The organism is Sulfitobacter sp. TBRI5, assembly GCF_051013555.1.
Taxonomy (GTDB): Bacteria; Pseudomonadota; Alphaproteobacteria; order Rhodobacterales; family Rhodobacteraceae; genus JL08.
The window spans coordinates 737,942-753,137 of sequence record NZ_CP112884.1 but is presented as its reverse complement, the minus strand read 5'-3'; the positions used below and the strand labels follow the sequence as shown (position 1 = coordinate 753,137).

At 57.4% G+C, this 15,196-nt stretch carries 11 protein-coding genes; 10 read left to right on the top strand and 1 reads right to left on the bottom strand.

Going from position 1 to position 15,196, the window contains the following annotated elements:
- Window positions 1–210: 210 nt before the first annotated feature.
- From nusG to OLX72_RS03810, 9 genes are all read left to right on the top strand, one after another.
- Window positions 211–744 (top strand): transcription termination/antitermination protein NusG, encoded by a 534-nt coding sequence (nusG, locus tag OLX72_RS03850; RefSeq protein ID WP_114868840.1) that lies wholly within the window; start codon window positions 211–213, stop codon window positions 742–744.
- Between the two features lie 103 nt (window positions 745–847).
- Window positions 848–1,273, top strand: coding sequence for a 50S ribosomal protein L11 (gene rplK, locus OLX72_RS03845; protein ID WP_114868841.1), 426 nt, complete (start codon window positions 848–850; stop codon window positions 1,271–1,273).
- A 1-nt stretch (window position 1,274) separates the two neighbouring features.
- The gene (gene rplA, locus OLX72_RS03840; protein ID WP_114868842.1) at window positions 1,275–1,973 is read left to right on the top strand and encodes a 50S ribosomal protein L1; all 699 of its coding nucleotides are present in this window, start codon (window positions 1,275–1,277) and stop codon (window positions 1,971–1,973) included.
- A 269-nt stretch (window positions 1,974–2,242) separates the two neighbouring features.
- Window positions 2,243–2,758, top strand: a complete 516-nt coding sequence (gene rplJ / locus OLX72_RS03835) for a 50S ribosomal protein L10 (protein WP_114868843.1) — start codon at window positions 2,243–2,245, stop codon at window positions 2,756–2,758.
- A gap of 73 nt (window positions 2,759–2,831) precedes the next feature.
- Window positions 2,832–3,212, top strand: coding sequence for a 50S ribosomal protein L7/L12 (gene rplL, locus OLX72_RS03830; RefSeq protein WP_114868844.1), 381 nt, complete (start codon window positions 2,832–2,834; stop codon window positions 3,210–3,212).
- Between the two features lie 239 nt (window positions 3,213–3,451).
- Window positions 3,452–7,588 carry a DNA-directed RNA polymerase subunit beta gene (gene rpoB, locus OLX72_RS03825; RefSeq protein WP_114868845.1) on the top strand — a complete coding sequence of 1,379 codons (4,137 nt, stop codon included), beginning with the start codon at window positions 3,452–3,454 and terminating at the stop codon, window positions 7,586–7,588.
- Window positions 7,589–7,641: 53 nt separating this feature from the next.
- The gene (gene rpoC, locus OLX72_RS03820; protein ID WP_114868846.1) at window positions 7,642–11,883 is read left to right on the top strand and encodes a DNA-directed RNA polymerase subunit beta'; all 4,242 of its coding nucleotides are present in this window, start codon (window positions 7,642–7,644) and stop codon (window positions 11,881–11,883) included.
- 118 nt (window positions 11,884–12,001) lie between these two features.
- On the top strand, window positions 12,002–12,808 hold the full coding sequence (locus OLX72_RS03815; RefSeq protein WP_433989851.1) for a glycosyltransferase: 807 nt from the start codon (window positions 12,002–12,004) through the stop codon (window positions 12,806–12,808).
- Window positions 12,809–13,675, top strand: coding sequence for a DMT family transporter (locus OLX72_RS03810; protein WP_114868848.1), 867 nt, complete (start codon window positions 12,809–12,811; stop codon window positions 13,673–13,675).
- On the opposite strand, the gene OLX72_RS03805 is transcribed toward OLX72_RS03810, so the two are convergent.
- A complete protein-coding gene (locus tag OLX72_RS03805; RefSeq protein ID WP_433989850.1) occupies window positions 13,664–14,473 on the bottom strand; it encodes a putative rhamnosyl transferase in 810 nt (269 codons plus the stop codon). The two genes, OLX72_RS03810 and OLX72_RS03805, sit on opposite strands and share 12 nt — an antisense overlap.
- Window positions 14,474–14,815: 342 nt before the next feature.
- Here OLX72_RS03805 and rpsL point away from each other — a divergent pair, with 342 nt between their 5' ends.
- Window positions 14,816–15,187: a 30S ribosomal protein S12 gene (gene rpsL / locus OLX72_RS03800; RefSeq protein ID WP_011570072.1), complete on the top strand. Its 372-nt coding sequence runs from the start codon at window positions 14,816–14,818 to the stop codon at window positions 15,185–15,187.
- The last annotated feature ends 9 nt before the right edge of the window (window positions 15,188–15,196 follow it).

Below are 15,196 nucleotides of genomic sequence, written 5' to 3'. Positions count from 1 at the left end.
GGCGAAAAATGCCGTTGCCCTCTTGATCATTTTGCAGCGCGGCGTTAGGTGACGGCCTACCTTCAGACAATGGCGTGCTGCGATTCGTGCTGCGCGCCGATTTTTATTGTGGGTGAACAGGCGATCATGAACAGGTAACCGCTTGTGATTGAGTGAGAATTTTGGCCCGGTTTGATCCGGAATTGTACAAGAACAAAGGCGAGTTGGCAGATGGCGAAACGGTGGTATTCGGTTAGCGTGCTCTCGAATTTCGAGAAAAAGATCGCCGAACAAATCCGGACCTCGGTCGCTGAACAGCACCTTGAGGACGATATCGAAGAAGTGCTGGTGCCAACCGAAGAGGTGATCGAGGTGCGGCGCGGCAAGAAGGTGACGACAGAGCGCCGCTTTATGCCCGGCTATGTGCTGGTGCGCATGGAGATGTCGGATCAGGGCTATCACCTGATCAACTCTATCAACCGCGTCACAGGGTTTCTGGGGCCGCAGGGGCGCCCGATGCCGATGCGCGATGCCGAAGTAAATGCGATCCTGAACCGTGTTCAGGAGGGCGAGGATGCCCCAAGAACGCTGATCCATTTCGAGGTCGGCGAAAAGGTAAAGGTCAACGATGGTCCGTTCGAGGATTTCGACGGTACTGTGGAAGAAGTTGATGACGACAATCAGCGGCTCAAGGTGTCCGTGTCCATTTTCGGACGCGAAACACCGGTCGAACTGGAATTCACTCAGGTCACGAAACAATCCTGAGTCGAGCACTGTGGGAGGCGAGGGCATCGCGATGTCCGGACCGAACCACACAACCGTAAGCCACCCCGACGCGTCCGGGTGGTGTTGAAAAAGGAGAGGCCAAATGGCCAAGAAACTCGTCGGCACGATGAAGCTGCAAGTCAAAGCTGGTCAAGCCAACCCATCGCCCCCCGTCGGCCCCGCACTGGGCCAGCGCGGTATCAACATCATGGAATTCTGCAAGGCGTTCAACGCCAAGACCGCAGACATGGAGCCCGGTGCGCCGTGCCCGACCGTGATCACGTATTACCAGGACAAGTCCTTTACGATGGAAATCAAGACGCCGCCGGCGTCGCATTACCTGAAAAAGGCTGCTGGTCTGACATCCGGTTCCAAAACCCCGTCGCGTGAGACTGTGGGCAGCGTCACCGTCAAGCAGGTCCGCGAAATCGCCGAGGCGAAAATGAAAGACCTCAACGCAAACGATATCGAAGGCGCGATGAAGATCATCGTCGGGTCGGCGAACTCTATGGGCATCGAGGTTAAGTAAGATGGCGAAACTTGGAAAACGTACAGTCGCGGCACGCGCGGCACTCGCTGGCAAGGACAACCTTTCGGTTGAAGAAGCCGTTGCGCTGATCAAAGGCAATGCGACCGCGAAATTCGACGAAACTGTCGAAATCTCGGTCAACCTGGGTGTTGACCCGCGCCATGCAGACCAGATGGTGCGCGGCGTGGTCGGCCTGCCCAACGGCACCGGCAAAACCATGCGTGTTGCCGTATTCGCCCGCGGACCGAAAGCCGACGAAGCCAAGGAAGCAGGCGCCGACATCGTTGGCGCAGAGGACCTGATGGAAATCGTGCAAGGCGGCAAGATCGAATTTGATCGCTGCATCGCGACACCGGACATGATGCCTGTTGTGGGCCGTCTGGGTAAGGTTCTTGGCCCGCGCAACCTGATGCCGAACCCCAAGGTCGGTACGGTTACAATGGACGTGGCGGACGCAGTGAAAGCAGCCAAAGGCGGCGAAGTGCAGTTCAAGGTCGAAAAGGCCGGAGTTGTGCACGCAGGTGTTGGCAAGGCGTCATTTGACGAGGCCAAACTGGTTGAAAACATCCGCGCCTTTGTTGGTGCCGTGTCCAAGGCCAAGCCGACCGGATCAAAAGGCACGTATATGAAAAAGATCTCGCTGACCTCGACAATGGGTCCGGGCGTGTCTGTGTCTGTTGATTCTGCAATGGCGGAATAAGGGAAGGCGCGCCGACTGAACGGCGCGCGACCCTGCAAGAATTCGGCACTTTTTGTGCCGGATAGTTGGGCCAGACGACCGGCCCGGCTTCTGTCCGAGACGGAGGGTGCGGCATCTGCTGCATAATTCCTTCCTGAGATGGGAAACGAGACATTTTTCGCCTTCGGGTGATTTTGGCCTCGGGACCCTGAAGTTGGACCCGAAACGTTCCGGATCTGATCCGGAACTGAACTGAGCCGGGGGGAAACCCCCATAATTGGAGTGAAACTGTGGATAGAGCCCAGAAAGAAAAATTGGTCGAGGAACTCGGCCAGATCTTCGAAAGCTCTGGCGTCGTTGTGGTAGCCCACTACGCCGGTCTGACAGTTGCCGAGATGCAGGATCTGCGCGCGCGTGCACGCGACGCGGGTGGATCTGTGCGTGTTGCCAAGAACAGGCTCGCCAAAATCGCCCTTGAGGGACAGCCATGCGAAAGCATCGCCAGCTTCCTTTCGGGTATGACCGTTCTGACCTATTCCGAAGACCCCGTGGCAGCAGCCAAGGTGGCCGAGGACTTTGCCAAGGATAACAAGAAGTTTGAGATTCTTGGCGGGGCAATGGGTTCGAACGCTCTGGACCGGGCCGGTGTTGAGGCCGTATCGAAAATGCCGTCGCGCGATGAGCTTATCGCGACAATCGCTGGCATGATCGGTGCACCTGCATCCAACATTGCCGGGGCCATTGGCGCACCTGCTAGCAACATCGCGTCCATCTTGTCCACGATCGAGGACAAGGCGGCCGCCTGAGCAACTGAAAGACCGACGGGTGGTTGAAACTACGTCGTTGGAACACATTTAGTAGAAACGGAAAGAGCTAATCATGGCTGATCTGAAAAAACTGGCAGAAGAGATCGTTGGTCTGACCCTGCTGGAAGCACAAGAACTGAAAACAATTCTGAAAGACGAATACGGCATCGAGCCCGCCGCTGGCGGCGCAGTGATGATGGCCGGCCCTGCAGGTGGCGACGCCGGCGCGGCAGCTGAAGAGCAAACAGAATTTGATGTTATCCTGGTCGCCGCTGGCGCATCCAAGATCAACGTCATCAAAGAAGTACGCTCGATCACAGGCCTGGGCCTGAAAGAAGCAAAAGATCTGGTCGAAGCCGGCGGCAAAGCTGTCAAAGAAGGCGCGTCCAAAGAAGAAGCAGAAGAGATCAAAGGCAAGCTGGAAGCAGCTGGCGCAGAGGTCGAACTGAAGTGATCGGTGCCGGGGCAACCCGGACCTGATGGGAAGGCTGGGCACGTGAATGCGTGCCCAGCCGAACCTGTCTTAGCAAGGGCTTTGTGACAAAGCGTTTTCTAAGGTGCGGTTCAATGATCGGGAGGCCTCCGGTGGGACGGAAGCCATGAATAGATCGAAACGTACCGTCTCGTATGGGCGAGATGCCGTAGCCCGACGGCAGTCTTGTCCGGTGAGAAACAAAAAAGGTGACACCTGATATGGCTCAATCGTTCCTTGGCCAGAAACGTCTTCGTAAATACTATGGCAAAATCCGTGAAGTTCTGGAGATGCCAAACCTGATCGAGGTCCAGAAATCCTCGTATGATCTGTTCCTGAAATCCGGTGATGCCGATACCCCGACCGAAGGGGAAGGCATCATGGGTGTGTTCCAGTCGGTCTTTCCGATCAAGGATTTCAACGAAACATCCGTGCTTGAATTCGTGAAATACGAACTGGAAAAGCCGAAATATGATGTGGAAGAGTGCCAGCAGCGCGACATGACCTATGCCGCTCCGCTCAAGGTCACCCTGCGTCTGATCGTGTTCGATATCGACGAAGATACAGGCGCGAAATCGGTCAAGGATATCAAGGAACAAGACGTGTTCATGGGCGATATGCCCCTGATGACGCCGAACGGCACATTTGTCGTGAACGGCACCGAACGCGTGATCGTATCGCAGATGCACCGCTCGCCCGGTGTGTTCTTTGATCACGACAAGGGCAAAACCCACTCTTCGGGCAAATTGTTGTTCGCCTGCCGCATTATCCCCTATCGCGGCAGCTGGCTCGACTTTGAATTTGACGCAAAAGATATCGTATTCGCGCGGATCGACCGCCGCCGCAAACTGCCTGTGACCACCCTGCTGTATTCGCTGGGCATGGACCAGGAAGCGATCATGGATGCGTATTACGAAACCATCCCGTTCAAGCTGAAAAAAGGCAAAGGCTGGGTCACGCCGTTCTTCCCGCAGCGCGTGCGCGGCACCCGCCCGACCTATGATCTGGTCGATGCAAAAACCGGAGAAGTGATTGCCGAAGCCGGCAAGAAAGTGACGCCGCGCGCGGTCAAGCAGTTGATCGACGACGGCAAGGTCAAGGATCTGCTGGTTCCGTTCGAAAATATCGTTGGCCGCTTTGTTGCCAAGGACATCATCAACGAGGAAACCGGCGCGATCTATGTCGAAGCGGGCGATGAGCTGACGCTTGAATACGACAAGGGCGGCGATCTGATCGGTGGGTCGGTCAAGGAACTAATGGATGCGGGTATCACCGACATTCCGGTTCTGGACATCGACAACATCAATGTCGGTCCCTACATGCGCAACACCATGGCCGCCGACAAGAACCTGAACCGCGAAACCGCGCTGATGGATATCTATCGCGTCATGCGTCCGGGTGAACCGCCTACCGTCGAAGCGGCGAGTGCCCTGTTTGACACATTGTTCTTTGATTCCGAACGGTACGACCTGTCCGCAGTGGGCCGTGTCAAAATGAACATGCGTCTTGATCTGGATGCGGAAGACACCCAGCGCACCCTGCGCAAGGAAGACATCGTGGCCTGCATCAAGGCCTTGGTCGAACTGCGCGACGGCAAGGGCGATATCGACGATATCGACCACCTTGGAAACCGTCGTGTGCGTTCGGTTGGCGAACTGATGGAAAACCAGTACCGCGTCGGTCTGTTGCGGATGGAACGTGCGATCAAAGAACGCATGTCCAGCGTCGAGATCGATACTGTGATGCCGCAGGACCTGATCAACGCCAAACCGGCAGCCGCCGCCGTGCGCGAATTCTTTGGCTCCAGCCAGTTGTCGCAGTTCATGGACCAGACCAACCCGCTGTCCGAAGTGACGCACAAGCGCCGCCTGTCCGCGCTTGGACCGGGCGGTCTGACCCGCGAACGCGCCGGCTTCGAAGTGCGCGACGTGCATCCGACCCACTATGGCCGGATGTGTCCGATTGAAACGCCGGAAGGTCCGAACATCGGTCTGATCAACTCGCTGGCCACCTTTGCCCGCGTGAACAAATACGGCTTTATCGAAACACCTTATCGCGTCGTCAAAGACCGTCAGGTGACAGACGAAGTCCACTATATGTCCGCGACCGAAGAAATGCGCCACACTGTGGCACAGGCCAACGCGCAGCTGGACGAAAGCGGCAAGTTCAAGAACGATCTGGTATCGACTCGTCAGTCGGGCGATTACACGCTTGCGCCGTCGGAAAACGTCGATCTGATTGACGTCAGCCCGAAACAGTTGGTGTCGGTTGCTGCATCGCTGATCCCGTTCCTGGAAAACGATGACGCCAACCGCGCCCTGATGGGATCGAACATGCAACGTCAGGCGGTTCCGCTGTTGCAGGCCGAAGCCCCGTTGGTGGGGACCGGCATCGAAGAAGTTGTGGCACGGGATTCCGGCGCGGCCATCATGGCCAAACGCGGTGGCATCATCGACCAGGTCGATGCGACACGTATCGTTGTGCGCGCGACCGAAGATCTGGAACTGGGCGATGCGGGTGTGGACATTTACCGCATGCGCAAATTCCAGCGGTCGAACCAGAACACCTGTATCAACCAGCGTCCGCTGATCAAAGTGGGTGACATGGTACAGAAAGGCGAAGTGATTGCCGATGGTCCGTCCACCGATATCGGTGAACTGGCGCTTGGCAAGAACGTCGTTGTCGCGTTCATGCCGTGGAATGGCTACAACTACGAAGACTCGATCCTGATTTCCGAGCGGATCGCGCGGGATGACGTGTTCACCTCGATCCACATCGAGGAATTCGAAGTCGCCGCCCGTGACACCAAGCTTGGGCCGGAAGAGATCACCCGCGACATTCCCAACGTCGGCGAAGAAGCGCTGCGCAACCTCGACGAGGCGGGCATCGTTTACATCGGCGCGGATGTGGAACCGGGCGATATTCTGGTGGGCAAGATCACCCCCAAGGGCGAAAGCCCGATGACGCCGGAAGAAAAACTGCTGCGCGCCATCTTTGGTGAGAAGGCATCGGACGTGCGCGATACATCGCTGCGCGTGAAGCCGGGTGACTTCGGTACGGTCGTGGAAGTGCGCGTCTTTAACCGCCACGGTGTGGAAAAAGACGAACGCGCCCTGCAGATCGAGCGTGAAGAAGTCGAACGTCTGGCCCGTGACCGGGACGACGAGCTGGCCATTCTGGATCGCAATATCTATGCGCGTCTGAAAACGCTTATTCTGGGCAAAGTGGCTGTCAAAGGCCCCAAAGGTGTCAAAGCCGGGTCTGAAATCACCGAAGACATGCTGGAAATGCTGATCCGCAGCCAGTGGTGGCAATTGGCCCTGAAAGACGAAAAGGACGCCCAGATCGTCGAGGCCCTGAACGAGCAGTACGAGGTGCAAAAGCGCGCTCTTGATGCCCGTTTTGAGGACAAGGTCGAAAAAGTCCGCCGTGGCGATGATCTGCCCCCGGGCGTGATGAAAATGGTCAAGGTGTTTGTGGCGGTAAAGCGCAAGCTGCAACCGGGCGACAAAATGGCCGGCCGTCACGGCAACAAGGGTGTGATTTCCAAGGTTGTCCCGATGGAAGACATGCCGTTCCTTGCAGATGGAACGCCGGTTGATTTCTGTCTGAACCCGCTGGGCGTGCCGTCGCGCATGAACGTCGGCCAGATTCTGGAAACGCATATGGGCTGGGCCGCACGCGGCCTGGGTGTGAACATCGACGAAGCGCTTAAGGAATATAAGCGCTCTGGCGATCTGACACCGGTCCGTGAGGCGATGAAACTGGCCTATGGCGATGATGTCTACGATGAAGGCATTGCCGGCATGGACGAAGACGCCCTGATCGAAGCGGCAGGGAACGTTACCCACGGCGTGCCGATTGCAACGCCCGTTTTTGACGGTGCAAAAGAGGCCGATGTGAACGACGCGCTTGTGCGGTCGGGCTTTGATACATCGGGCCAGTCGGTTCTGTTTGATGGCCGCACCGGCGAGCAGTTTGCCCGCCCTGTGACCGTCGGCGTGAAATACCTGCTGAAACTGCACCACCTTGTGGACGATAAAATCCACGCGCGTTCAACAGGGCCATACAGCCTTGTCACCCAACAGCCGTTGGGCGGTAAAGCGCAGTTCGGTGGCCAGCGGTTCGGGGAAATGGAAGTCTGGGCGCTGGAAGCGTACGGCGCGGCCTATACCCTGCAGGAAATGCTTACCGTGAAATCGGATGACGTGGCCGGACGGACGAAAGTCTATGAAAGCATCGTCAAAGGCGAAGACAACTTTGAAGCCGGTATTCCGGAAAGCTTTAACGTGCTTGTTAAAGAAGTCCGCGGCCTTGGCCTGAACATGGAACTCCTGGATGCGGAGGAAGACGAGTGACGGGTTAATCCCCGTCATCTCACTCTCCACGCTCCCAATTCAAGGAATTGAAAATGAACCAGGAACTGACAAACAACCCGTTTAACCCGCTGACGCCGCCCAAGGTGTTTGACGAGATCAAAGTATCGCTGGCCTCGCCCGAGCGTATTCTGAGCTGGTCCTTCGGCGAGATCAAAAAACCCGAAACCATCAACTACCGCACATTCAAACCCGAACGTGACGGCCTGTTCTGCGCGCGTATCTTTGGCCCGATCAAAGATTACGAATGTCTGTGCGGCAAATACAAACGCATGAAATACCGCGGTGTTGTCTGCGAAAAATGCGGCGTCGAAGTAACGTTGCAAAAGGTCCGCCGCGAGCGGATGGGCCACATTGAACTGGCCGCTCCCGTTGCGCATATCTGGTTCCTGAAATCGCTGCCCTCCCGCATCGGCCTGATGCTGGACATGACATTGCGCGATCTGGAACGGGTTCTTTATTTCGAAAACTATGTGGTGATCGAACCCGGCCTGACGGACCTGACCTATGGTCAGATGATGACCGAAGAAGAGTATATGGACGCGCAGGATGCCTATGGCATGGACGCGTTTACCGCCAATATCGGTGCCGAAGCGATCCGTGAAATGCTGGCCCAGATCGATCTGGAAGCCGAAGCAGACCAACTGCGCGCCGATCTGGCCGAAGCCACTGGCGAATTGAAGCCCAAGAAGATCATCAAGCGCCTGAAAGTGGTTGAATCCTTCCTTGAATCGGGCAACCGCCCGGAATGGATGGTTCTGACCGTGATCCCAGTGATCCCGCCGGAACTGCGCCCGCTGGTGCCGCTGGATGGTGGCCGCTTTGCCACGTCCGACCTGAACGATCTCTATCGTCGTGTGATCAACCGGAACAACCGTCTTAAGCGTCTGATCGAACTGCGTGCGCCTGATATCATCGTGCGCAACGAAAAGCGGATGTTGCAGGAATCTGTCGACGCTCTGTTTGACAACGGCCGCCGTGGCCGCGTGATCACCGGTGCCAACAAGCGCCCGCTGAAATCGCTGTCTGACATGCTGAAGGGCAAACAAGGCCGGTTCCGTCAGAACCTCTTGGGTAAACGCGTCGACTTTTCGGGTCGTTCGGTCATTGTGACTGGGCCGGAACTCAAACTGCACCAATGCGGTCTGCCCAAAAAGATGGCGCTCGAACTGTTCAAGCCGTTCATCTATTCGCGTCTTGAAGCCAAAGGCCTGTCCAGCACTGTGAAACAGGCCAAGAAGCTGGTCGAAAAAGAACGCCCCGAAGTCTGGGATATTCTGGATGAAGTCATCCGCGAACATCCCGTCATGCTGAACCGTGCGCCTACGCTGCACCGTCTTGGTATTCAGGCGTTCGAACCCGTTCTGATCGAAGGCAAGGCGATCCAGCTGCACCCGCTGGTGTGTTCGGCCTTCAACGCCGACTTTGACGGCGACCAGATGGCCGTGCACGTCCCGCTGAGCCTTGAGGCGCAGTTGGAAGCGCGTGTGCTGATGATGTCGACAAACAACGTTCTGTCGCCCGCCAACGGCGCACCGATTATTGTTCCGTCGCAGGACATGATCCTTGGCCTTTACTACACCACGCTGGAACGCGAAGGCATGGTCGGCGAAGGCATGTCGTTTGCATCAATCGAAGAAGTGCAGCACGCACTGGATGCCGGTGTCGTACACCTGCACTCCAAGATCGTGGCGCGCATTCCGCAAATCGATGACGAAGGCAACGAAGTGCAGGTGCGCTTTGACACCACGCCGGGCCGCGTGCGTCTGGGGGCCTTGCTGCCGCTGAATGCCAAGGCACCGTTCAGCCTGGTCAACCGTCTGCTGCGCAAGAAAGAAGTGCAGCAGGTCATCGATACCGTCTACCGCTATTGCGGACAGAAGGAATCGGTCATTTTCTGTGATCAGATCATGACTATGGGCTTCCGCGAGGCGTTCAAGGCGGGCATTTCGTTCGGCAAGGACGACATGCTGATCCCCGATACCAAATGGCCGATCGTGGATGAAACCCGCGAACAGGTGAAAGACTTTGAACAACAGTACATGGATGGCCTGATCACTCAGGGTGAAAAGTACAACAAGGTCGTCGATGCATGGTCCAAATGTAACGACAAGGTCACCGAAGCGATGATGGGGTCGATCTCGGCCAGCCGCCGCGACGAAGCGGGTGCCGAAATGGAGCCGAACTCGGTTTACATGATGGCTCACTCCGGTGCGCGTGGTTCTGTGACCCAGATGAAACAGCTGGGCGGCATGCGCGGCCTGATGGCCAAGCCGAACGGCGACATCATCGAAACGCCGATCATCTCGAACTTCAAGGAAGGTCTGACCGTTCTTGAATACTTCAACTCGACACACGGTGCGCGCAAGGGCCTGTCCGATACGGCCCTGAAAACGGCCAACTCGGGCTATCTGACGCGGCGTCTGGTGGACGTGGCACAGGACTGCATCGTGCGTATGCGCGATTGCGGAACCGATGCCTCGATCACCGCCGAAGCTGCGGTGAACGATGGTGAGGTTGTTGCGTCCTTGGCCGAACGTGTGCTGGGCCGTGTCGCCGCAGAAGATATCCTGCGCCCCGGAACCGAAGAGGTGCTGGTTGCACGCGGCACCATGATCGACGAATTGATGGCCGATGCCATCGACGAGGCAGCCGTTGCAAGCGCCCGCATCCGGAGCCCGCTGACCTGCGAGGCCGAAGAAGGCGTGTGTGCGATGTGTTACGGTCGTGATCTTGCACGCGGTACAATGGTCAACACCGGCGAAGCCGTGGGCATCATCGCCGCACAGTCGATCGGTGAACCCGGTACACAGCTGACAATGCGGACGTTCCACATTGGCGGCGTGGCACAGGGCGGACAACAATCGTTCCAGGAAGCATCGCAATCCGGTAAAGTCGCCTTTGAAAACGCCCAGACGCTGAAAAACTCGGCGGGTGAAACCATGGTCATGGGCCGGAACATGAAAATGTCTATCCTTGACGAAAACGGTGAAGAACGCGCCAATCACAAACTGGGTTACGGCACCAAACTGTTTATCAAAGAGGGCGATACCGTTACCCGCGGCGACAAACTGTTTGAATGGGATCCCTACACGCTGCCCATCATTGCCGAAAAGTCCGGCACAACCAAATATGTCGATCTGGTATCGGGCATCGCCGTGCGCGACGAAACCGATGATGCCACCGGCATGACCCAGAAGATCGTGATCGACTGGCGCGCGGCCCCCAAGGGCAACGAGCTTAAGCCCGAGATCATTCTGGTGGGTGAAGATGGCGAACCGGTCCGCAACGATGCGGGAAATCCGGTGACCTATCCGATGTCGGTCGATGCGGTTCTGTCGGTCGAAGACGGCCAGGAAATCGCAGCCGGTGACGTTGTCGCGCGTATTCCGCGGGAAGGCGCCAAGACCAAGGACATCACCGGTGGTCTGCCGCGTGTGGCCGAACTGTTCGAGGCACGTCGCCCCAAAGACCACGCGATCATCGCCGAAATCGACGGCTATGTGCGCTTTGGACGTGACTACAAGAACAAGCGTCGCATCAGCATCGAACCTGCGGACGAAAGCCTTGATCCGGCGGAATACATGGTGCCCAAGGGCAAGCATATTCCGGTGCAGGAAGGCGACTTTATCCAGAAGGGCGATTACATCATGGACGGCAATCCCGCGCCGCATGACATCCTGTCCATCATGGGTGTCGAAGCGCTAGCCGATTACATGATCGACGAGGTTCAGGACGTCTATCGCCTTCAGGGTGTTAAGATCAACGACAAGCATATCGAAGTGATCGTGCGCCAGATGCTCCAGAAATGGGAAATTCTGGACAGCGGCGAAACCACGCTGCTGAAAGGCGAGCATGTCGACAAGGCCGAGTTTGAAGAGGCCAACGCCAAGGCGATCAAGAAAGGCGGGCGCCCTGCTTCGGGCGAACCGATCCTTCTGGGGATCACCAAGGCGTCTTTGCAGACACGGTCGTTCATCTCGGCGGCGTCGTTCCAGGAAACCACGCGGGTTCTGACCGAAGCATCGGTTCAGGGCAAACGTGACAAACTGGTCGGCCTGAAAGAGAACGTGATCGTGGGCCGCCTGATCCCTGCCGGTACAGGCGGGGCAACCCAGCACGTTCGCAAGATCGCAACAGATCGCGACAACGTCGTGATCGAGGCCCGCCGCGAAGAAGCCGAAGCCGCCGCCGCCCTAGCGGCCCCGGCCGAGGATGATGTGGTAGGTGGCGATGTGTTCGATACGGTTGTCGAAAGCACCGACAGCCGCGATTGATCCGCGCCCCGAACTGAGAAACTTTTGCCCCCCGCATCCACCGTGATGCGGGGGGTTTTCTTTGTCCGAAAAGACGTGCTTTGTAGGCGCGGACACATCTGCACAATTGGGGAACGGGATGACACATAAGACGATCATGATCGGCTTGCTGCGGTTTTCTGTCCTGACGCCCACCTATTATTCCGAACGTTTTCCAACACTCGACAAGGCGGCAGAGCACCTGTTTTCCGATGACCGGATGGCTCTGCGGTTCCGCCTGTTCGAAAACCTGTGCCTGCCGTCGCTCGTGCAGCAAACCGATCCGGATTTTCACTGCGTTGTGCTGACCGCCGAAACGATGCTGGAAGTATACAAAAAGCGGCTGGAAACGCTGCTGGCACCCTATCCGCATATCACCTGCCGGCCGGTCGGGACCGAACGGCATTACCAGTTGATCAAACAAGGCTATAAATCCGTCCCGACAGGGGATGCCAGCCACAAGATCCTGTTCCGACTGGATGATGATGATGCGGTTGATCTGGGGTTTGTGGAACGGACCAAACGTCTTGCCAATGGGTTGCTGGCGCTGGGCAACCCCGATCTGCCAACCGCGATTTCCTTTAACCGCGGCTATTACGCTGATCTGACGGGCGGCGCGGTTGATGTGTTCGATGCCTGCGAACGCGCGCCCCTGTCTACGGGCACCGCGCTGCTGGCGCCTGTCGGGTTTGCCCGTAACCCTTATCGTTACAACCACCGCGCGCTGGCGCAGCACTTTAATCTCTATTCCGATATTTCTATGCCGGGTTTTATCCGGACAATTCACGGTGACAACAAATCCAGACCGACCCAGATGGGGATCACACGCAAACAGGGGGATGATGTGATAGATCGCAACCTGCGGCGCCATTTCGCGCTGTCCCTGACCGATCTCAAGGCGCTTTGAATGTCTGCAAACCTTAAAGGCGCGTTGTTCATGATGATCAGCATGGCGGCCTTTACCCTGAACGATGCCTTCATGAAGCTGACGAACGGTGACATTCCCCTGTTCCAGTTGGTGTTTCTGCGCGGCGTTCTGGCATCGGTTCTAATCTTCGGTCTGGCGCGGTATCTGGGCACGATCCACCTGCGTATCGCGCGGCGCGATTGGGGCCTGATCGCCCTGCGCAGCAGTGCCGAAATCGGCGCGACCTATTTCTTTCTGACGGCGCTGTTCAATATGCCGCTGGCGAATGTCACGGCGGTGCTGCAGGTGTTGCCGCTGACCGTGACGCTGGCCAGTGCGCTGGTGTTCAGTGAAACCATCGGCTGGCGGCGGATGCTGGCCATTATCGTCGGGTTTGCCGGAATGTTGCTGATCGTCCGTCCCGGACCTGACGGGTTCAACATATATGCGCTTTACGCGCTGGGGGCGGTGGCCTGCGTGACTGTGCGCGATCTGTCGACGCGCAAACTGTCCTCGGGTGTGCCGTCAATGACAGTGACACTGGTTGCGTCCCTGACTATCACAACCGTCGCAGGTCTTGCATCGCTTGGCGCCGACTGGGCGCCGGTATCCGCACATAATGCCAAACTGATCGCCGCGGCCTCTTTCTTTATTCTGGGCGGTTACCTGTTCAGCGTGATGGTTATGCGTGCGGGCGATGTGTCGTTCGTGGCCCCGTTCCGCTATACCGGGCTGGTCTGGGCGCTGGTGCTGGGATGGTTCATGTTCGGCGACTGGCCAACGCCGCTGACGCTGCTGGGCGCGGGCATCGTCGTATCGACAGGGCTGTTTTCGCTCTATCGCGAACGGGCGCTGTTACGGCGTTGAAAACACGCGCCGCACATGATCGGCGCTGATGTTGTACGTCTCTTGGAACAGAGCTTCGCCCGCAGCGTCCAGCGGTGCCAGCGTGACGGGCTGCACATTCGGCTTTTGGCGGGAATCGTTAAAATCATTGTGGCCGCGCAACATCATGTCGGTGCCGCTGAACGTCACGGTCGGCATCCGGCGCACAACCGCCTGATGGCTGAAATTCATCACCGACAGATCGACATCGGGGCGAAACATGAACCCAAGCCCTGCAGTCCAATAGGGTTTCCGGATCGCACAGGCTGAAATGCCTTCCGGTCCAGGCTGGGCGATGTACCCCTGATTGAAATCAATCGCGATATGGCGGTTGTCACGCAGCAGGCCCGCCACATCGGCGGCCGCCTGGCGAAGCTGCGCGATAAAGCTGGTTGCAACGGCATCATCGTCATCCAGCCTGAATTGCAAACAGGGTTCGGCATCAGATTTGCGGACAGAATTGATGGCGTCGCGCATCACCTGCCGGTGCCGGCCCGGCGGATGGGCCTGCACCACCACCTGCGGCATGTCCGCAACCAGCGCCTCAAGCCGCTGGCGATCTGCTTGGGGCAAGGACTCTCCTATCACGATCAGATAGGTGAAATCGGGATCTGTCTGGGCGCGCAGGCAGGGCAGGGTGAAGGTTTCGAAAAACCGGAACCTTTCCTCCAACCGAGTTTCATCATAAAGATACGCGATACGGGATTGCAGATCGTCATGTTCCACCTGAAACCCGCCAAGTCCGGGATATGAAAAACGGCAAAGCCCGATCACCTGCATTTTGTCCGTCGCTCCTGCCTGGGTTTGGTTTAAACCCGCCTATGTCAACATTGCAGGGCTGTGTCGCGCACGCAAGCGGCGAGGGGCTGTTGACAGGGGGTGCGACTCCCCCTATACGCGCGCTATCTCGGAACAAGGGTTCGCCCTTTCTGTCCGAAATCAGAACTTAAGTGGTCACGATCCGACCTAATGCTGGTCCGATCCTCTGTAAGCCCACCGCGTCGTTTCCCCGGTACGGAAACGTGGCGGTCTTTTCGCTTTGCGGACGCGTAAAGTGAGTGATTTGAAACCGCGGGGCCGCCCCGCATGACACATGTGTTGCGAAACGGGGAAAGAACCGGAATGCCAACGATACAACAGCTGATCCGCAAACCGCGCCAGCCGAAAATTAAACGCTCGAAATCCATGCACCTGCAAGAGTGCCCGCAAAAGCGCGGCGTCTGCACACGGGTTTATACAACAACACCGAAAAAGCCGAACTCGGCCATGCGGAAGGTTGCCAAAGTGCGCCTGACAAACGGGTTTGAGGTCATCAGCTATATTCCGGGTGAAAGCCACAACCTTCAGGAACACTCGGTTGTTCTGATCCGCGGCGGTCGTGTCAAAGACCTTCCCGGTGTGCGCTATCACATCCTGCGGGGTGTTCTGGACACGCAAGGCGTAAAAGATCGTAAACAACGTCGTTCGAAATACGGCGCCAAGCGTCCGAAGTAAGGAGAGACT